The organism is Streptomyces sp. ME19-01-6 (assembly GCF_033793745.1).
In the GTDB taxonomy this organism is placed as follows: domain Bacteria; phylum Actinomycetota; class Actinomycetes; order Streptomycetales; family Streptomycetaceae; genus Streptomyces.
Genome location: NZ_JARAXF010000008.1, coordinates 75,597 through 95,103 on the forward strand (window position 1 = coordinate 75,597; position 19,507 = coordinate 95,103).

General features: G+C 73.0%; 15 protein-coding genes and 1 pseudogene. 7 read left to right on the forward strand and 9 right to left on the reverse strand.

Annotated features, from left to right (window positions below; genetic code table 11):
- Nucleotides 1-367: 367 nt before the first annotated feature.
- Nucleotides 368-1,516, forward strand: a complete 1,149-nt coding sequence (locus PV419_RS20655; protein ID WP_319691023.1) for a CapA family protein — start codon at nucleotides 368-370, stop codon at nucleotides 1,514-1,516.
- A gap of 54 nt (nucleotides 1,517-1,570) precedes the next feature.
- On the opposite strand, the gene PV419_RS20660 is transcribed toward PV419_RS20655, so the two are convergent.
- The 7 genes from PV419_RS20660 to PV419_RS20690 all read right to left on the reverse strand — a co-directional run bounded on the left by PV419_RS20660 (nucleotide 1,571) and on the right by PV419_RS20690 (nucleotide 8,429).
- Nucleotides 1,571-1,996: a tetratricopeptide repeat protein gene (locus PV419_RS20660; RefSeq protein WP_319691025.1), complete on the reverse strand. Its 426-nt coding sequence runs from the start codon at nucleotides 1,994-1,996 to the stop codon at nucleotides 1,571-1,573.
- Between the two features lie 25 nt (nucleotides 1,997-2,021).
- A complete protein-coding gene (locus PV419_RS20665; RefSeq protein WP_319691273.1) occupies nucleotides 2,022-2,639 on the reverse strand; it encodes an FMN reductase in 618 nt (205 codons plus the stop codon).
- A gap of 20 nt (nucleotides 2,640-2,659) precedes the next feature.
- On the reverse strand, nucleotides 2,660-3,757 hold the full coding sequence (locus PV419_RS20670; RefSeq protein WP_319691026.1) for an LLM class flavin-dependent oxidoreductase: 1,098 nt from the start codon (nucleotides 3,755-3,757) through the stop codon (nucleotides 2,660-2,662).
- Between the two features lie 132 nt (nucleotides 3,758-3,889).
- The gene (gene opcA / locus PV419_RS20675) at nucleotides 3,890-4,828 is read right to left on the reverse strand and encodes a glucose-6-phosphate dehydrogenase assembly protein OpcA (protein ID WP_319691028.1); all 939 of its coding nucleotides are present in this window, start codon (nucleotides 4,826-4,828) and stop codon (nucleotides 3,890-3,892) included.
- Nucleotides 4,829-4,918: 90 nt separating this feature from the next.
- Nucleotides 4,919-5,701 carry a DUF2127 domain-containing protein gene (locus PV419_RS20680; RefSeq protein WP_319691029.1) on the reverse strand — a complete coding sequence of 261 codons (783 nt, stop codon included), beginning with the start codon at nucleotides 5,699-5,701 and terminating at the stop codon, nucleotides 4,919-4,921.
- A gap of 70 nt (nucleotides 5,702-5,771) precedes the next feature.
- Nucleotides 5,772-6,893 carry a CapA family protein gene (locus tag PV419_RS20685; protein ID WP_319691031.1) on the reverse strand — a complete coding sequence of 374 codons (1,122 nt, stop codon included), beginning with the start codon at nucleotides 6,891-6,893 and terminating at the stop codon, nucleotides 5,772-5,774.
- Nucleotides 6,894-6,902: 9 nt separating this feature from the next.
- Complete coding sequence (locus tag PV419_RS20690; protein ID WP_319691033.1) at nucleotides 6,903-8,429, reverse strand: PLP-dependent aminotransferase family protein; 1,527 nt, start codon at nucleotides 8,427-8,429, stop codon at nucleotides 6,903-6,905.
- 28 nt (nucleotides 8,430-8,457) lie between these two features.
- On the opposite strand from PV419_RS20690, the gene PV419_RS20695 reads away from it, so the two are divergent.
- A complete protein-coding gene (locus PV419_RS20695; RefSeq protein ID WP_319691034.1) occupies nucleotides 8,458-9,291 on the forward strand; it encodes an L-histidine N(alpha)-methyltransferase in 834 nt (277 codons plus the stop codon).
- Nucleotides 9,292-9,302: 11 nt separating this feature from the next.
- Here PV419_RS20695 and PV419_RS20700 read toward each other — a convergent pair whose 3' ends face one another.
- Nucleotides 9,303-11,678 carry a tetratricopeptide repeat protein gene (locus tag PV419_RS20700; protein WP_319691035.1) on the reverse strand — a complete coding sequence of 792 codons (2,376 nt, stop codon included), beginning with the start codon at nucleotides 11,676-11,678 and terminating at the stop codon, nucleotides 9,303-9,305.
- 53 nt (nucleotides 11,679-11,731) lie between these two features.
- Nucleotides 11,732-13,943 (reverse strand): annotated as a pseudogene (locus PV419_RS20705) (BTAD domain-containing putative transcriptional regulator); the annotation flags it as partial.
- A 331-nt stretch (nucleotides 13,944-14,274) separates the two neighbouring features.
- On the opposite strand from PV419_RS20705, the gene PV419_RS20710 reads away from it, so the two are divergent.
- From PV419_RS20710 to PV419_RS20730, 5 genes are read left to right on the forward strand one after another with little or no spacing between them, the layout of a single operon-like run.
- Nucleotides 14,275-14,919: a hypothetical protein gene (locus PV419_RS20710; RefSeq protein ID WP_319691036.1), complete on the forward strand. Its 645-nt coding sequence runs from the start codon at nucleotides 14,275-14,277 to the stop codon at nucleotides 14,917-14,919.
- Nucleotides 14,906-16,633 (forward strand): GH3 auxin-responsive promoter family protein, encoded by a 1,728-nt coding sequence (locus tag PV419_RS20715; RefSeq protein ID WP_319691038.1) that lies wholly within the window; start codon nucleotides 14,906-14,908, stop codon nucleotides 16,631-16,633. Before PV419_RS20710 ends, PV419_RS20715 begins: the two co-directional genes overlap by 14 nt.
- On the forward strand, nucleotides 16,630-17,490 hold the full coding sequence (locus PV419_RS20720; protein WP_319691039.1) for an SAM-dependent methyltransferase: 861 nt from the start codon (nucleotides 16,630-16,632) through the stop codon (nucleotides 17,488-17,490). Before PV419_RS20715 ends, PV419_RS20720 begins: the two co-directional genes overlap by 4 nt.
- Nucleotides 17,487-18,716 (forward strand): hypothetical protein, encoded by a 1,230-nt coding sequence (locus PV419_RS20725; RefSeq protein WP_319691040.1) that lies wholly within the window; start codon nucleotides 17,487-17,489, stop codon nucleotides 18,714-18,716. The genes PV419_RS20720 and PV419_RS20725 overlap by 4 nt, the downstream gene beginning before the upstream one ends.
- The gene (locus PV419_RS20730) at nucleotides 18,713-19,465 is read left to right on the forward strand and encodes a DUF6182 family protein (protein WP_319691042.1); all 753 of its coding nucleotides are present in this window, start codon (nucleotides 18,713-18,715) and stop codon (nucleotides 19,463-19,465) included. Before PV419_RS20725 ends, PV419_RS20730 begins: the two co-directional genes overlap by 4 nt.
- Nucleotides 19,466-19,507: the final 42 nt, after the last annotated feature.

Here is a 19,507-nt window from a genome sequence, read left to right on the forward strand (position 1 = left end):
TCTGGCCTCCTCGATAAGTGGGCTGCCGATTTCTGGGGCGGTTTCCCGAGTGTAGGGCCGCAATGCGGCCATATGGCCTGGCAGTTCGCTGCAATGGCAACTGTCGGCCTTACGGGCCTGCCGCGAACCCCGGGCTCGGCCTCACTCCCCGTCCCGCCGCACACCCGGCCCCGCGCCCCCGCCTCGATAGCGGCCCCTGGCGACACGCCGCGGCGCTCGACCCGACGGCGTAGCGGCGTGGGCCTATCGGGTGCGTTTCCTCGGCCGTTCCGGTGAAGCCCGGCGCCGTCGCGGCACGAGCGGGCTCTCACGCGCACATACATACGACTATCCGCCTATTTGGCCCTGTGAGCGTGAGGTGAGCCTTTTGTCTCTCGAGACCCGTCAACGGACCGCGCTCGTGGTCGCCGCGCTGTTCGGTGCGGCCACCGCGTGCACCGCCGGCATACCCGCCACCCCCGAATCGGGGGAGAAGTCCTCCCGGACCGCGGCCGCGGCGAAGCCCGGGCCCACCAAGGGGTTCACCCTGGTGGCCACCGGCGACCTGCTGATCCATGACTCGGTCATCCGCCAGGCGCGCGCGGACGCGGGCGGCAACGGCTACAACTTCGGTCCCATGCTCGCCGGGGCCGAGCCCGTGATCTCCCGGGCCGACCTGGCGATATGCCATATGGAGACGGTCTACGGCGCCGCGGGCGGGCCGTTCACCGGCTATCCGACGTTCAAGAGCCCGCCGGAGGTCGCCGAGGCGGCCAAGGAGCTCGGCTACGACTCCTGCTCCACCGCCTCCAACCACACGCTGGACGCGGGCGCGGAAGGGGTGACCCGCACCCTCGACGCGATGGACCGGGCCGGGCTCCGACACGCCGGATCGGCCCGCTCCGCCGAGGAGCACGCGATGCCGACCCTCATGAAGGCCGGTGACGCCACGGTCGCCCAACTCGCCTACAGCTACGGCACCAACGGCATCCCGGTGCCCAAGGGTCAACCCTGGCTGGTCAACCTCATCGACCCGGCGCGAATCGTCAAGGACGCCCGGGCCGCGCGCCGGGCCGGGGCCGACGTGGTCGTGGTGAGCCTGCACTGGGGCACCGAGTGGCAGGAGGCACCGGACCGGCTCCAGCTCTCGCTCGCCAAAAAACTCACCGCCTCGATGGACGGCGGGCGCCACGACATCGATCTCATCCTCGGCACCCACGCCCACATACCGCAGGCGTACGAGAAGATCAACGACACCTGGGTCGTCTACGGCATGGGCGACCAGGTCGCGGGCGTCATGAACGACCCGCGCGGCCAGATGGGCTCGGCCGCCCGCTTCACCTTCGCCCCGCCCGCCGCCACGGACAAGCCATGGACCGTGAAGAAGGCGGAGTTCATCCCCCACGCCGTGGACAACGACCCGATCAGGGTGGTGAACGTCCCGCGTGCCGGCGGCCACACCGCCGCCCTCGACACCATCCGCCGCGCCGTGCTCAGCAGGGGCGCGGAGCGGGACGGGCTCACCATGGGCCGCTGACACCCCGTCCCGGCGACGGGCCGGGGCCCGCCGGCCCCGGCCCGTGCCGCCCTGTCAGTCCGCCTCGGGTGCCTGGCCAAAGGAGAAGGCCGCCGCCATCCGCAGCCATGTGCCGGCCTCCCGCGCACGCCCCTGCCGCTGGAGCGTACGCCCCAGCATCAGATGGGCGTAGTGCTCGACCGGGTCCCGCGCAATCACCTCGCGCAGTTGCTCCTCGGCACGCCGCAGCTGCGCGGAGTGGTAGTAGGCGCGGGCCAGCAGCAGCCGGGGGGCGGTCTGCTCAGGGGCCTCCTCGACGACCTGGACGAGGAGGCGGGCGGCCTCGGCGTACTGCTTCGCCTCGAAGAACAGCCCGGCCCGCTCCCAGCGCTCCGCGGTGGTCTCCTCGCGCTCCTTGTCGTCGAACAGGCTCAGCGCGGTGACCCAGCGGTCGGCGGTGGGCTCGCCGTCGGGCCGGTAGCTGTTGAAGTTGTCGATCATGTGAGCTCCTCCCTGGGATGAGCGGTTATTCGGGCCGCAGGGCCGCCAGTTGCTGCTCGAACGGCACGACGGCTTCGGCTTCAAGGGCCGCGGCGCCCCGGCGGCTACCGATCAGGCCCGCCAGCTCGTCCGCCGCGCGGTCGATGCGGGTCGGCAGAGTGTCGGTGAGGGGATCGCCGGAGCCGCCCCAGTCCTCGGACGCGGCGTACACCGCGGTGGGCACCACGATCGCCCGCAGGTAGGCGAACAGCGGCCGCAGAGCGTGCTCCAGCGCGAGCGAGTGCCGCGCCGTGCCGCCGGTCGCCGCGGCGAGCACCGGCTTGCCGGTCAGGGCCGTGTTGTCGATCACGTCGAAGAACGACTTGAACAGCCCGCTGTAGGAGGCCGAGAAGACCGGGGTGACGGCGATCAGCCCGTCCGCGCCGGTGACGGTCTCGACGGCCTCCTCAAGGGCGGCCGACGGAAAGCCCGTGACCAGGTTGTTCGCGATATCGCCGGCCAGGTCGCGCAGCTCGACCACGCGTACGTCGACCTCATGCCCGTCCGCCGCCAACCGCCGCCGGGTGGCCGCCGCCAACCGGTCGGCCAGCAGACGGGTGGACGAGGGCACGCTCAGCCCGGCCGAGACGACAGCGAGCCTCATCGGCCGCGGGGCGCCGTACGTCACCGTGCCACCTCCTCAAGGGCCTTGGCGTCGCGCTGGGCCACCAGCGACGCGTGGGTGGGGGCGTCCGGCACATCGGCCGGACGGTTCTTGGCGAACTCCTCGCGCAGCACCTCGACGACCTCGCCCAGCAGGTCGAGCTGGACGAGCACCGTCTTCAGCGGCAGGCCCGCGTGGTCGACGAGGAACAGCTGACGCTGGTAGTCGCCGAAGGTGTCCCGGAAGGTCAGCGTCTTCTCGATGACCTCCTGCGGGCTGCCGACGGTCAGCGGCGTCTCGGCCGTGAACTCCTCCAGGGAGGGGCCGTGACCGTAGACGGGCGCGTTGTCGAAGTAGGGCCGGAACTCACGGACGGCGTCCTGCGACTTGCGGCGCATGAACACCTGCCCGCCGAGGCCGACGATGGCCTGCTCCGGTGTGCCGTGTCCGTAGTGCGCGTACCGCTCCCGGTAGAGGTTCACCAGCTTCCGGAAGTGGTGCTTGGGCCAGAAGATGTTGTTCGCGAAGAACCCGTCGCCGTAGTAGGCGGCCTGCTCGGCGATCTCCGGCGAGCGTATGGAGCCGTGCCAGACGAACGGAGGCACGCCGTCCAGCGGCCGCGGCGTGGAGGTGAAGCCCTGCAGCGGGGTGCGGAACCTGCCCTCCCAGTCGACGACGTCCTCGCGCCACAGCCGGTGCAGCAACGCGTAGTTCTCGACCGCGAGCGGGATGCCCTGGCGGATGTCCTGCCCGAACCAGGGGTAGACCGGGCCGGTGTTGCCGCGGCCCATCATCAGGTCCACCCGGCCGTCGGCCAGGTGCTGGAGCATCGCGTAGTCCTCGGCGATCTTCACCGGGTCGTTGGTGGTGATCAGCGTGGTGGAGGTGGACAGGATCAGCCGCTCGGTGCGGGCCGCGATCCAGCCCAGCATGGTGGTCGGCGACGAGGGCACGAACGGCCGGTTGTGGTGCTCGCCGGTCGCGAAGACGTCGAGGCCCACCTCTTCCGCCTTCTGGGCGATGGTGACCATCGCCTTGATCCGCTCGTGCTCGGTCGGCTCCCGGCCCGTGGTCGGGTCCAAAGTGACATCGCCGACCGTGAAAATCCCGAACTGCACCGGTCTCACCTTCCTCAGGATGTTTACCGTTCAACTATATCCCGGGAACGTGGCGCCTGTCGCCCGTATTCCCCCGCCCGCGGCGGGGGTAGGGCGTCGGTTCGGGTCGGCCGTCGTGGCTGGTGAGGAGGGTCAGCCGGACTGTGCGCGCCCGGCGGACGCAATCGTGGCGCGGAGGGCGGCGGCGTACGCCTCGTCGGGGTCGAGCCGACGCAGCTCCTCGGCGATCAGCTCGGCGGTGCTGCGCACCTTCAGCGCGAGGGTGCGGTCGGGCTGGCCCGGAATGGACAGGGTGGCCACCGGGCCGTCCGGGCGGTCGATGTGGATGTCCCCGGCGGCGGTGCGCAACCGGACCGCCGTGACCACCGGGCCGTCGGTGACGATCTGCTCCACCGGCACCTTCAGCCGGTGGGCGAACCAGCGCGCCAGCAGCTCGGCGCTCGGATTGTCCGCCTCGCTCTCCACCACCGCCGAGGTCACGGTGGCCCGCGCCTGATCGAGCGCGGCGGCCAGCATGGACCGCCAGGGCGTGAGCCGGGTCCAGGCCAGGTCGGTGTCGCCGGGCGCGTACGAGGCGGCGCGGGCCGCCAGCTCCCGCAGCGGGCGCTCGACCGCGTACGCGTCGGTGATCCGCCGCTGCGCCAGCGTGCCCAGCGGGTCCCTGACCGGGTGGTCCGGGGCGTCGACCGGCCACCAGACCACGACCGGGGCGTCCGGCAGCAGCAGCGGGAGGACCACCGACTCGGGGTGCTCGGCGAGCTCGCCGCGCAGCCGCAGCAGTACGGTCTCGCCACTGCCGTCGCCGCCCCCGACGCGCACCTCGGCGTCCAGCCGGGAGCCGCTGCGCTCACGCGGGGTCCGGCCGGGCCGCTTGATCACCACGAGGATCCGCGAGGGGTGCTCCTGGGAGGCCTCGCCCGCGGCCTTGAGGGCGTCGTAGTGGTTGGCCTCGTCGGTGACGATGACCAGCGTCAGCACCATGCCGACCGCCGGACTGCCAATCGCCCTGCGGGCCTGTACCAGGGCCGCGTTGATCTTGCTCGATGTGGTGTTGGTCAGGTCGGTGTTCATGGCCCGGCGCCAGCTCCTGCCGTTCTCGTTCGAGCGTTTCGTCCGCGGCCCGAGCGTATCGTCACTCCCCCGCCCGGCCGGGGGGAATGATCAATGCCGCCGGCCTCCGAGCGCGGCCTCCCCGGCCGCGGCCTCCACCTCCAGCAGCGAGGCGCTGTGCCGCTCCGCCTCGAACGCGGCATGGCCGCCGCGCAGCCCGAAGAGCCGCTTGGAGAGCAGGATGTAGAGCACGGCGAGGATGTTCACCACCAAGGTGGCGATCTTCAGCCAGCTGATCTTCTCGGTCAGCTCGTAGATCTCCAGCGGCAGGAACGCGGCGGTGGCCACCACCGCCAGATATTCGGCCCACCGCTTGAGCAGCCACAGCCCCACGCCCTCGACGATCTCGATCGTCGCGTAGGCGGCCAGCGCGGCGGCCACGATCACAAGGGTGGAGTGGCGGTATTCGAAGGTCTTGCGGATGGTGTCGACCACCGGCGAGTGGTCGAGGTCGTAGTGGAAGTGACGCGCGACCGGCCGGAAGACGGTGAGGTTCTGCTCGAAGAGCCGGCGCACCGCGGCCCGGCTGTTGCTGAACCGCCACACCGCGACGGCCGCCAGCAGCACGAACAGCCCGCGTACGATCCGCTCGGCGGCGATGAAGCGCATCACGATCAGGTCCCGCAGCGCCTTGCCGCGCGGGACGAGCGGGGCGTCGGCCGCGGGCCCGGAGCCGTGCGGCGGGCCGAGGGCGAAGTCGCCGCAGCGCAGACAGCGCCAGGCGTCGCCCAGCGCGGTCGCGGCGTGCAGCCGCTCGCGCAGCTCGTCCTCCGCGGGTGAGTAGGTGACGTGGCCGCGCCGGGCGCAGGTACGCCTGTTCCAGTCGATCTTCACGCTCAGCGCTCCGTTCCAGTGATGGCCGGCGTGTCGGGCATGTGCGTGATCGTAGGGGGTGGCGCTGTGCTCACCGGGCCGGGGGGTGGCGCAGGGAGAGGGCGCCGTCGCGATCGAGGACGACGCCGGAGCCGAAGGCGGAGCTGACCCGGTCGAGCACCGCCCGCAGCCAGCGGGAGTCGCCGAGGGTGGCGTGGCACAGCCGCATCCGCCGGGCCCGCATGGGCACCATCCGGATCCCGGCGAGCTCGCCGGTGTCCGGGGCCACCGCGACGAAGTACAGCAGCCGCAGATCGTCCCGGTACTCCTCATAACCCGTGATGCCCTCGTAGTCGTCGATGAAGTCGCCGCAGCCGTAGAGGACGAGCTTGCCGCGGTACACCTCCAGGGGGCGGGGGTGGTGCGAGGAGTGGCCGTGCACCACATCGGCGCCGCCGTCGACCAGCGCGTGCGCGAAGCGGACCTGGTCGCCGGAGACGTGGTAGCCCCAGTTGCCGCCCCAGTGGACGGAGACGACGGCGATGTCACCGGGCCGCTTCAGCTGCCGGATCCGGCGGGCGAACCGGGCCGCGCGGGCCTCCGACAGCTCGGGGAGGAAGTCGACGCCGGACCGGTGCTCGGTCGCGGCCCACTCGTACGGGATGCCGCTGGACCCGGTGCCGCAGGAGAAGACCAGCACACGTCGGCCGCCACGGACCGGAACGGCAGCGGGCCGCCGCGCCGCGTCGGCGTCCCGGCCCGCGCCCGCCACCCGCAGCCCCGCCCCGGCCAGGGCGTCGAGCGTTTCCGCGAGCCCCTGTCGGCCGAAGTCCAGCACGTGGTTGTTGGCCAGGACGCAGACATCGGGTCGGCCCGCGGCCAGCGAGGGCAGATTGGCCGGGCTCATCCGGTAGTGCACGCTCTTCCCGGGCGCGAACTCCTCGCTCCGCGTCACGCTGGTCTCCAGATTCACCACCCGGGCGTCGGGCGCCGTCCTCTCCAGCACCCGCAGCGCGTCCCCCCACGGCCACGCGTAGTCCGCCGGGCGCGGCACCCGCCCGTGCGCCTCCTCGGTCAGCTCGACATACGCCCTGGAGTCCCGGATGTACGGCTCCCGCAGCTCCGGGTCTCCGGGGTGCGGGAGGATCTGGTCGACGCCACGGCCGAGCATCACATCGCCGCAGAGGAACAGCGTCGTCGCATCGCCGCCCACACCCCCAAACTAGCCCGTGGCCGGGGCCCGCCCCAGTCCCGGTCCCGGCCCAGACCCCAGTGCCTCGGCGATGAGCGCGATGCCTTCGGCGATATCCGTCGGGGTGCTCGCGGCGTAGCCCAGGACGAGCCCCGGGGGGCCCGGGCGGCTGCTGTGCCACGACAGGGGCTGTGTCTTCACGCCGTGCGTGAGCGCGGCGGCCGCGAGGTCGGTGTCGGAGAAATCGCCGTCGAAGGTGACCAGCAGATGCAGGCCCGCCGCGGCGCCGTGCACCACCGCGCCCGGCAGCTGGGCCCGGATGGCGCCGATCATCGCGTCCCGGCGGCGACGGTGGCGGCGCCGCAGCCGGCGCAGATGGCGTTCCAGTTCGCCCGACTCCATCAGACGGGCCAGCGCCAGCTGGGGCAGCGCGGCGTTGCCGAGGTCGGCGTACCGCTTGGCGGCCACCAGCGCGTCCCGGTACTTCGGCGGCGCGAGCACCCAGCCCACCCTCAGGGCGGGAGCGAGCAACTTGGACACGCTTCCGGCGTAGCAGACGTCGTCGGCGAGCATCGACCGCAGGGCGGGGGCGGGTGGCCGGTCGTAGCGGTGTTCGGCGTCGTAGTCGTCCTCGACGATCAGCCCGCCCTCGCCGGCCCACCGCATCAGCTCGCGCCGCCGCTCGCCGCCGAGCACCACCCCGGTCGGGAACTGGTGTGCCGGGGTCAGCAGAACGGCCGGGGACCCGGTGGCGCGCAGCGCGTCGACGCGTACGCCCTCGGAGTCGACCGGGACCGGAGGGGTGCCCAGCGCGCAGTGGCGCAGATGCTGCCGGGCGCCCAGCGAGCCGGGGTCCTCGACGGCCACCTGGTGGATCCCGTCGGCCCTCAGCACCTGCCCGATGAGCCCGAGCGCCTGGGCCGTACCGGCCACGACGAGGACATCGGCCGGGTCCGCCCTGATCCCGCGGTTGCGGGCCAGCCAGTTGGCGACGGCCAGCCGCAGCGCGGGGGTCCCGCGGGGATCCCCGTATCCGAGGTCGGCCGCCGAGAGGCCGGTGAGCACGGAGCGTTCGGCGCGCAGCCACGCGGTGCGCGGAAACGAGGCCAGGTCGGGCAGGCCGGGCGACAGGTCGATCCGGGCCGGTGCCGCGCGCATCGTGTCGAAGACGTCCGCGCCGGGCGGGGCGGCGAACAGCGCGCCGACCGGTGGGCGGACACCCGGTGGTTCACGGGTGGGTGGCGTCGGCGGTGCCGCCACCGGCGCGGCGACCACGACCGTGCCGCCCCGCCCGCGCCCGGCGACATGCCCGTCTTCGGTCAGCCGCCGGTAGGCCTCGGTGACAACGCCCCGGGACACCCGCAGCTCCCCGGCCAGCACGCGGGTGGCCGGCAGCCTGCTGCCGACCGGCAGACGTCCGTCGTCGATCGCGGCCCGCAACCGCCGGGCCAGCCAGTCGGCGAGGCCGCCCGGCGGGGCCTCCTCGGTGTTCAGCTGCAGGAAATCGGAGCCGGAAGTTATGGACCGGTCAGTGGGGCCTTTGTTGGACCTGTTCACCGAGCCATTATGGCGACACGGTTAAGGCATGCACACGGACACGATCACGAACACGACACCCGGCTATGTACACGGCTACTCGCGCCACGAGGCCCGCCGCCTCGGCGACCAGGCGGACACTCTCGCCGCGCTGCTGCACGCGGACACGGCGTACCCGGCCGGCAGCCGGGTGCTGGAAGTGGGCTGCGGAGTGGGTGCCCAGACCGTCCATCTGCTCGCGTCCAGCCCCGGAGCACACCTCGTGGCGGCGGACATCTCCGCCGGCTCCCTCGCCCGGGCCCGAGCCCACGTGGCGGCCCAGGCGCCGGGGGCCCGGGTGGAGTGGTGCCACGCCGACGTGTTCGACCTGCCCTTCGCGGACGCGTCGTTCGACCACGTCTTCGTGTGCTTCGTACTGGAGCACCTGCGCGCCCCGGGGCAGGCGCTGGCCGGGCTGCGGCGGGTCCTGCGGCCCGGGGGCACGATCACCGTGGTCGAGGGGGACCACGGGTCGGCGTTCTTCCACCCTTCCAGCCCGTACGCCGACGCGGCGATCGACCGCCAGATCCAGTTGCAGTCGGCGGCGGGCGGCGATGCCCTGATCGGCCGTCGGCTGCAGCCGCTGCTTGCCCAGGCCGGATACGACGACGTGGTCGTCCGCCCGCGGACCGTCTACGTCGACGGGACCCGCCCTGCCCTGATGGACGGCTTCACCCGCAACACCTTCATCGCCATGGTCGAGTCCGTCCGCGAGGACGCGCTGGCCGCCGGTCTCACCACCCGGAGCGACTGGGACCGGGGCGTCGCCGATCTGCGCCGGACCGCGGACGACGGCGGGACGTTTCACTACACGTTCTTCAAGGGAGTGGCCGTGAGGGGCTGATGGCCCACCCATCAGCCGGACAGCAGGCGCTCGCGCTGGGCGAGCGCCCAGGCGTAGCCGGGGTCCCTGGCCACCGCGCGCTCCAGGTCCGCCAATGCCTCGGTACGCCGCCCCAGGGCCTCGTGGGTCATCGCGCGGCTGCCGAGGGCCCAGGCGTACCCGGGGTCGAGGACGAGCGCCCGGTCGTACTGCTCGATGGCCTCCTCGTACCGGCCGGCGAAGTGGTACACCCTCCCGCGCTCCCCCACGACGCTCCGCGCGTCAGGGGCCACTGCCTCCGCCCGGTCGAGGTCGTCCAGCGCTCCCGCCACGTCGCCGAGCCGGCTGCGCAGCCGGGCTCGCCGGAGCAGGGCCCAGACGTATTCGGGGTACAGGCCGATGGCCCGGTCGAGGTCGTCCAGCGCCGCACGTTCCATGCCGAGTTCGGCCCGGATCTGGCCGCGGCCGGCCAGCGCGAAGCTGTCCGCCGGGCTGGCCTCGACCACCCGGTCGAACTCCGCGAGCGCCTCCTCGCGGCGGCCGGCCTGGCGGTAGGTCTCGGCGCGCTCTCTGGGGATCCAGGTCGGGTTGGGATCCAGCCGGTCCGCGCGGTCCAGCGCTTCGAGTGCCTGCTCGATATGGCCCATCGCCCGGTACATCACAACGCTTCCGAAGTGGGCCCGGACATGGCCCGGGTCCAGGGCGAGGGCCTGCCGGAAGTCGGCGAGCCCGGCCTCGTGCTCCTCGACGGACCTGCGGTGCCAGCCGCGGACCACGAGCGCGGCCACCCGGCCCGCCTCGTCCAGCTCCGCCCGGGCCAGCAACAGGCCCAGCACCTCGATCCCGAGACGGCGGTCGTCCGCGAGCGCGGCGAGGGTGTCGCGCCCCCACTCACGCAACAGGTCCGAGTCGGTGTCCTCGCCCGCCTCGGCCAGGGTCCGGGCCCAGCGGCGGGCCACCGCGGGGCCGGCGTCGCAGGCGTCGATCCCGTCCCGCAGCACGTCGGGCAGCGCCACGGACGGCCGGGCGCACAGCAGGTGGTACGACTCCTCCAGCCGCGGGGCGCGCCAGGGCTCGTGCTTCCACAGCCCGGCCGGTTCCAGCCCCGCCGCGGCCGCCTCCCGCCACTGGGCGAACGCGCCGGCCAGCCGCGCGTGTCCGGCGCTCCACCGCTGGGGTGAACCGCTCCGCTGGAGGCGGATCATCTGGGCGCGCACGACGTCGTGGTACTGGGCCCGGCCCGCGCGCCGGCTGACGAAGGGCAGGGAGCGCACCCAGGCGAACAGCTCCGCCGCGCCGTCCGCGACCACCGCCTGGAAGACGTCCTCGTTCAGCAGGCGCGGCAGCGCCCCGGCGAGCGCGGCGGACCGGCGGGCCGGGTCGCGCTCCCACTTCAGGAAGCGCTCCACGGCCGTGGCGCTGGGGTCGCCCACACCGCCGGGGTGTTCGGCGTTCTCGGCGAGGGTGGACACCAGGACCGGCAGCCGGCCGGAGAGCCGCAGCACGTCCCGTACCACCTGCTCGTCGGTGACGCCTCGGGCGGCGAGCAGCTGCCGCGCCTCCAGCTCGGTGAACGGTTCGAGGGGCAGGTCCTCGACGACGTCACTGAGGTCCGCCCAGCGGCTGGGGTCGAGCGGGCCCTGCCCCGACAGGACGACGACGGCGTTCTCGGGCAGCTTGCCGTAGCGTTCGCTGGTCAGCAGGGTGTGAAGCCAGGGGTCGAGCAGCGGCCCGGTGCGCTCGTACGTGTCGAAGAAGAGCACGGTCCACGGCGCCGCGGCCGCCACCTTGGACATCTCGGCCACCAGCAGCGGGGTCAGCGCCTGGAGCGGATCGAGCAGCAGCTGGACGTCCTGCTGGTTGCGGAAGCGGGCGCTGAGCGCGGCGCGCAGCCGGTCGGCTCCCTGGGCGAGTTGCGCCGGGTCGACGGCGCCGGTCAGTGCCCCGATGCCCGGGATCAGGCCGATTCCGGCGAGTCCCGCCCGCGCCGCGGCCAGCCCGCCGGCGCTGGGCGTCTGCGGATCGCCCTCCACCCGTATCGACTCCGCCTCGTGGAGGCGCTGCCGGTAGGTCATGAGCATCCGGTCGAGGGAGGTGAACTCGCGCCCCTGCTGGGCGAACTGGGCGCTGATGGCGGCCATGGCCTCGGGCACGCTGTCCGCCGTCTCGTCCACGCAGGCGGTGAGCGCGGCGTGTTCCTGGCGCGCGGCCTGTTCCAGCTGGCGCACCAGCCAGGTCTTGCCGACACCCGCGTTGCCGTGGATGTGGAAGACGAAACGGTGCCGCTCGTCCTCCGGCGGGAAGGTGAAATTCCGGCGGAAGAGGTCCAGTTCACCGCGCCGGCCTACGAATCGGGCGCGTCTGCGCCGCTGGATCAGCTCCTGCATCGACGGCCGCGCCTGCCCCATCAGCCCTCCCCGGTCCGCGCCCAGTCTCTCATCCCAGATGGGCGTAGCCGGGTGTCGAACAGCCGTGACAGGGCGGCCATGCGCTCCTGGTCGGGGTCTTCGCTGTCGGCGCGGCGACGGGCGTAGAGCTGGATCAGGGCGTGGTAGCGGTAGTGGCCCGGGGTGGGCGACTCCAGGAGGCCGCTGTCGACGAGGGATTCCAGGAGGGGTTCGACGGAGGGGTCGCGCCGGTCGTGACCGAGGAGCGCGGCGGCCGCGGGGAGGGGCAGGTCGGGGCCGTCCGCGAGGGCCAGCAGCCGGAAGGCGCGGGCCTGGTCAGGGCGGAGTCGGCCGTATGCGGGGGCAACGCAGGAGGCGACGGTGAGATCGCCGATGCGCAGCTCGTCGAGTCTGCCGCGCTCGTCGGCCAGCCGGGCGGCGAGGGCGGAGACGGTCCAGGCGGGGCGGGCGGCCAGGCGGGCCGCGGCGATGCGGATGGCCAGCGGGAGGAAGCCGCAGGCGGCGACGGTCTCGCGGCAGGCCGCGGGGTCGGCCTCGGCGCGCTCCTCGCCGATGGCGCGGGTGAACAGGGCGAGGGCTTCCTCCGGGGTCATGACGTCGAGGTCCAGCGGGCGGGCGCCGTCGAGGTCGGCGAGCCGGGCGCGGCTGGTGACCAGGGCGGCGCAGCCGGGGGCGCCGGGGAGCAGGGGGCGGAGCTGGGGTCCGTCGTGGGCGTTGTCGAGCAGGACCAGCACCCGGCGGCCGGCGAGGGTGGACCGGTAGAGCGCGGCCCGTTCGGGTGTGCCTTCGGGGACGGCGTCGGCGGGGATGCCCAGGGCGCGCAGAAACGCGGCGAGGACGGCTCCGGGGTGGGCGGGGCGGAGGCCGTGGCCGAGCAGGTCGACGTAGAGCTGCCCGTCGGGGAAGTGGCCGCGGACCGCGTGGGCGACCCGTAAGGCCAGCGCGGTCTTGCCCACTCCGCCGAGCCCGCGGACGGCGAGGACGGGCATCACCGCGCCCTGGGCGCGTGACAGTTGCTCGGTCAGGCCGTGCACCAGGGTGGCGCGGCCGATGAAGTCTGGTAATTCGGCGGGGAGTTGGGCGGGGCGTGGTGACACGTACGGGACGGCGTCCTTGGCGGGCGGGCGCCGTCGTGGGACCGGGGGGCGGGCGAGGGCCGGGGAGGCGCACAGGACGTTCTGGTAGAGCTCGGTCAGCTCGGTGCCGGGGTCCACGCCGAGCTCTTCGGCGAGCAGGTGGCGGGTGTCGGTGTACACCCTCAGCGCCTCGGCCTGGCGGCCGCCGCGGTACAGCGCGAGCATCTGCAGGGCGCGCAGCCGCTCCCGCAGCGGGTATTCGACGGCCAGCGCGGTGAGCTCCGCGATGGCCGCGGTGTGGTGGCCCAGTTCCAGGTCGAGTTCCAGCCGGGCCTGCAGCAGGGTGAGCCGCCACTCCGTCAGGCGGGCGCGTTGTGCCTGAGCGTAGGGCCCGGGAACGCCGCCGAGGGGTTCGCCGTCCCACAGGTCCAGGGCCTTGCGGAGCAGTGTCCGGGCGCGTGACGGATCGCCCGCGGCCCGGGCGATCCTGGCCTGCGCCTCGTAGCCCTCGCACACCACCAGGTCCAGCGCCTCGGGCGGCACGTGCAGCGCGTATCCGCCGGAGTCGGAGACGAGGGCGCGTGGGCCCAGTGTCTTGCGCAGCTGGAAGGCGTACGTCCGCAGGGTCGCGAGGGCGCGGCGCGGGGGTTTGCCGCCCCACACCGCGTCCATCAGTTCCTGCGCGGTGGCCGTGCGGCCGCGGCGCAGCAGCAGGGCGCACAGCAGGGCGCGCTCCTGCGGCCGCCCCGCGGCCAGTGTCTCTTCGCCGCGCCGCACCCGCACCGGCCCCAGGACCGCGAACCGCGTGGCGGCCCGGGGCGGCTCGGCAGCGGCCGCCGGGGGAGCCGCCGTGTCACGTCGGCGGTGTTCGGGCACGTCGAAGCCGAGGTGGTGCAGCGGGGTGCCGAACATCTCCTCCAGGACACGCTGTGCGTACGGCTGAGGGCAGGGCGGCCCGGGTTGCCGCCACCGGTGGAACTGCCGCGCGGTCACATCCCGTGGTTCTCCCAGCCGCGCTGCCACCGTCGCGTAGACCATGAGAAAGACCGCCGGCCGTTCCCACTGCCGCTCCTCGCACGCGCGCGAAAAGGCCGTCCCCCGCATTCCCTCGCCTCCGGGCCCTGTCCCCCGATGCTCGTAGCTCACTCTAGTCGCCGAAGTCCGCGGGCCACAGGGTTCGCCGCGGCAGGAAAAGTCCGGGGAGAAGTCCGGTTTTCCGGCCTTCCGTCCATCCGTGCCGGGGGGCCGACCAGGATATGGACAGCAACCTGCGCTCGGCAGGCTCGGGCGTACGGCGTGTCACCCGAGGTCAGCACCGATCGAATGGCCACTACTCCATTTCCCGGCTCCCGACTTGCGGCCATTCGCCTGCGTACCAGATTTTCCTGATCGGATGGCTATCCCGGCGATGTTGACTTTCCCCACCCAGCCGGGACGGCACCCCCGGCAGCCGATCGGCGGGCCGCCACACGGCCCGGGCCGCGGTGGCGAGCACTGGAACTACGTAAGGAGTGCCGATCGTGCGGACGACTCATCCCGGTTTCTCCGTCCTTCTGGGGCCGGACTACGCCGGAAAGTCTTCGGTGATGTCCGAGTTCGCCAGGTCCTCTCCGTCCTGGCGGCTTATCTCCACCGACGAACGTTTCCTTCAGCCCGCCCACGCGCTGATCGGACGGCTGCGCCGAGATGTGGCGGTGGACGTGCTCCCGTCCCTGGGGACGGACTACTCGCCGGAGTTCACGGCCAGCCTGCTGCAGACGGCAGTGGTGCATCTGCGCGACCGCATCGAGGAGGGCGACACGTCGTTACCCACGCTTGTTGACTCGTACTACTACAAGATCTTGGCCAAATGCAGACTCGCCGGGCTGCGGGACAACCCGATGTTCACATGGTGGCGTTCCTTTCCGCAGCCGCGGCGCGTGGTGTTCCTGGACGTGTCCACCGCCACGGCCTGGCGCCGCTCCGGTAACGGCGCGGCCACCAACCGGCTGGAGTACTACGGCGACCGCCCCGATCCGAAGGGATTCGCGGCCTACCAGACCAAGTTGCGGCGCCTGATGCTCGACGAGATCCGCCATCTGCCGGTCACGGTGATCCGGGCACAGGGCGATGTCGTCCAGACCGCGCAGGCCATACGAAAGGTGTTGTCAGATGAAGACCGCTGAGCCCCCGAACACCGAACCCCCGAGCACCGAGCCGCCGGCCGCCGGGGGCCGGCTCGGCCAGTACCGGGCGCGTGTGTTCGACGAGCGGAACCGGCTGCGGCGGGCGTTCTCGGACCCGGCGGCCCGGCAGCGCGAAGTCCTCACCGACCTGCTGACGTTCAACGCGGGCACCGCCTACGGCAAGGCCCATGACTTCGACCGTCTGCGCACCCTGGACGACCTCCGCAAGGCGGTTCCGATACAGGACTACGCGGCGCTCTCGCCGTGGATCGAGCGCATGGCCGAGGGCGAGCCGAACGTCCTGACCGCCGACCAGCCCGCGGTGTTCTTCACCAGCAGCGGCAGCACGGGAGCGCACAAGAAGATCCCGGTCACCCCGCGCTTCATGCACACCACCTTCTTCCCGTTCTACTACGCCGCCTGGGCCCCGATGGCCGAACACTTCCCGGACGTCCTCACCCGGCCGGACGCGGTGCTCAACCTCAAGCACGACCCCGTCGTCGCTCCCTCGACCACCGCGTCCGGTCGCCCCCATGTCGGCGCCAGCCAGGTGGACTTCGGGAAGATGTTCGGCGAGCACCTGTCGGCCGAGCCCGGCACCGCGGCCCCCTGGGCCACCCTGCCGGTGCCGGTGGCGGCGGACGACCACGTGGAGAAGATGTATCTGCGGCTGCGCATGGCCGTCGAGAGCGATGTCCGCTGCGTCATCGGGATCAATCCGGCGATGGTCGCCGCGGTGCCGTACCAGCTGAGGCTGTGGTGGCCGCGGATCGTCAAGGACGTCCGCGACGGCACGCTCGGCGGCCATCCGTTCCGCTCGCCCAACCGGAAGCGCGCCGCCGAACTGGAGCAGTTGGCCTCGTACTTCGGCACCGTGCGGCCCGCCCACATCTGGCCGAACATGCGGCTGCTGTTCTGCTGGACCACCGGTCTCGCCTCGCTCTATCTGCCCCTGCTCCGCGAGGAGTTCGGCACCGCGGTGACGGCGCTGCCGGCGCCCGTGGCGGCGTCCGAGGGCCCGGTCGGCGTGGCGCTCGACCGGCACCCGACGGCGGGCAGCCTGGTGGTCACGGCATCCGTGTACGAGTTCGTGGACGCCGACCGCGACCTGGGCCCCGACGTGGAGACGCTCGGACCGGACGAGCTGGAGCCTGGTCGGGAGTACCACGCGATCTACAGCCATGTCGGCGGCCTGTACCGCTACGCGGGCGGCGATGTGGTCCGCGTGGTCGACGTGGTGCACGGAGTGCCGCGGCTGTCGTACGCGGGCCGCAAGAACCTCTCCGACGTGGCCGGGGAGCGGCTGCGTGACGCACAGGTCGTCCGGGCCCTGCGGTCCGCGCTGGGCGGCGCCGGCCTCGCCGTGCGCAACGCCGCGTGCCATGTGGAGACCCCCGACGGCCTGCCGCCCCGCTATGTGTTCGCCCTGGCCGGCGAGTCGGCGTGGAGCGCCGACGAGACACGGCGGCTCACCAGGGCGCTCGACACCGAGCTCACCCGCGAGTCGGCCGACTATCGGGCGTCTCGCGACACGGGCCGGCTGGGCCCCGCCGAGCTGCTCCGGCTCGAGAAGGACGCCTTCCTGAAGGAGTGGCAGGACTCCGTCGGCCGCGGGGTGCGCCCTACCCAGGTCAAGGACCGGCTTTTCCGACAGGACCCCGAAAACTGGCGGCAGCTCACCGGCGCGGCCGCCCGGCAAGGAGATCGATCATGACGCAACTCGACGCCGTCGAGCGCACCTGTCTGCTCACCGCCGCGCTCAGGGCCGGGGAGAGCCGCAGGGACGACCGGCTCTACAACGACCCGTACGCGCAAGCGCTCGTCGGCGAGGCGGGACCCGAGCTGCTGGCCGAGGTCAGGTCGGCGACCTTCCCGGACGGTGACATCCCTCGCACGGTGCCGAGCACCTTCGACTTCAACCCCATCCGCACCCGCTTCTTCGACGACTGGCTGCGGAGCGCGGCCGCCGACCCATCGATGACCCAGATCGTGCTGGCCCCGGCGGGCATGGACTCGCGGGCCTACCGGCTGGAGTGGCCGGACCACGTCCGCTTCTTCGAGATCGACCGGCCGACGGTCCTGGAGGTCAAGGAGAAGCTGCTGGCCGCCGAGCCGCCCGGCGCCGACCGCCGCCCGGTCCCCGCCGACCTGCTCGCCCCCGGCTGGGAGGACGCTCTGCTGGAGGCGGGGTACGACCCCGGTCTGCCCTCCACCTGGCTCTTCGAAGGGCTGCTGTACTACTTCTCCGAAACCGAGGTGAACGGGCTGCTGCAGCGGGTCGCCGCGGTGACGGCGCCCGGCAGCCGCATCGGCGCGGACGTGGTCAACGATGTGGCGCTGACCGCCCCGAACATGCGCGGCCTGCTGGAGGTGTTCGCCGGCTGGGGCTGCCCGTGGGTGTTCGGCACGGACGAGCCCGAGGCGCTGTTCGGGCGGCACGGCTTCACCGTCGACGCGGTGCAGCCCGGGGAGCCGGCGGCCCACTACGGCAGGTGGCGGGACCCCGTGCCGCCGCGCACGGCCGAGGGCGCCGAAAGGGTGTTCCTGGTCCACGGAAGCCGGTCCGCATGACCGGGACCGCGGAACCGGTACCGCTGCTCCGCGGCGACCGCGGCGATCCCACACCGCCGTACGACCCGGCGCCGCTCCCCGGTGGCCCCGGCGGCCCGGCCTCGCCCCGCCACGGCCGGCCCCGGGTCCTGCTCGCGCCGGTCACCGTCACCCCCGGCAAACCACTGACCCCCAGCCACCTCAAGGGGCTCTTCTGGGTCGATGTGATGTACCGCGCCACCGCCCGGCTGGCCGATGTCACCTACCGCTACAGCCCCACCACGTACCACCCCACCGACCAGACCCTCGGCTTCTGGGAGTACCTGGACCACACGCTCGGGGACACCGACTACTCCCAGCTGTCCGAGGAGGAGATCGGCGAGCTGTACGTCGGCTACCGCGCCGACGGCCGCCAGGCCCCGGTGTCCGCGCTGCGGCCGTACCTCGACGCGATCGAGCACCACGGCTGGGTGCATCCTTCCAGCGCCCGGGTCCTGGAGCTGTGGTCGGCGCAGTACGCGCGGCTCGGGATGCACGACCCCGGCCTCACGGAACACCAACCGCCCGGTATGACCCTCGACGAGGTGCTCGACCGCCTGGTGCCGCTGGGGCTGTGCCTGGACATGCGCGAGTACGGCGGGCCGGTGTACCTGGACGCGACCCGGTACGGGCTGCCGCTGCGGCAGATCGCCACGGCTCAGGGACGGCCCAACTACCTGGCGTGCGCGCTGCGTGAGCTGGTCCCCCTCGTCCCCGGCTACGACGAGGTGGTGCTGCTGTACGACCGCGAGCTGGAGCCCGACTACCAGCTGCTGCAGCGCGTGCTGTCGGCGCTCGGCCCGGTCGTGCGGCGGGTGCCGGTGGGGCGGGTGCCGATCGACGGACAGATCCGGTCCGCGCGCCACGGCGACTGGCGCGGCCACTCGGCGGGCGCGCTGCTCGAGGCACTGGGCGCGGACCACGCCGAGCCGGCGCTGCGGCTCGGCATGCGGCTGTACTTCATCGCCACGCTCGGTCCGGGCGACCGGCAGTCGTTCCGCCCCGACCTGCTGCGCCAGTGTGTGGTGCGCGCCGAGCGGATGCTCGCGTCGCAGGAAGCCGGTTCGCCGGGCGCCGGGCTGACCGGTTTCCTCGAGCGGCAACGCGGCGACCACACATACGTCGACCCGTACCGCCTGACCTCGGGGCTGCTGGCCAAACACCGCCCGGCCCCGGTCCACGAGTTACTGCCGGCGGTGTTCCTGTGAAGCTCTCCCAAGACCTGCTGCGGGCCGAGGCCGCGCGGCGCGTCCGGGTCGCCCGCCCCGATCTGGCGGAGGCCGTGGACCTGTCCACCACCACCGCCCTGTCGGAGGTGCACGCCCGGATCCAGGAGTTCGCGGACGCCGACGGACTGCTCGCCGTGTCCGTCGTACGCCGCTTCGAACTCGCCGAGTGGACGCGCGCCACCTGTGAGTTCGCCATCGGCCTGGCGCCGGAGCGGCTGGCGGCGTGGCGGGGCTCGTTCTCCCGCACGATCTTCCTGGCCGGAAACCCGGACAACCTCGGCGATCGGGTCCGGTTCGACCACATCGCCGAGGACGGCTCAGCGGCGTGGACGGGACCGGCCCCGGCGGGCGCCTCCGCCGGGCTGCGCAGGCTGCTCAAGCTCTTCGACGGCTCCTGCGGCCTGCCGCCCCGCCCCGACACACCGGTCCGGATCCCGGAGGCCATCGGCCCGCGCCACCGGCCGCCCATGCGGCGCGAGCTGTACGTGGCCACGGCCGGCATCACCGTCGCGGACTGCCTGGTGCACCTCAACCACCTGCTCGTCGAGGCGGTCCTGGACGGCCTGATCTCCCCCGGGGACACCCTGGTCGTCCGTCAGGTGCCGCGTCTGGCCGGGCTGTCCGGGCCGTACGCGGCGCTGCGGGTCGGCGCGGAGCGGGAGTACCCGGACCGGTTGCGGGCGTACGCCTGTCTGACCGAGGAGACCGTGGGCGCGGGACGGGGGTGAGCCGGTGGCCCGCGAGCCGGTGGCCGGCTCGCGGGCCGGCGT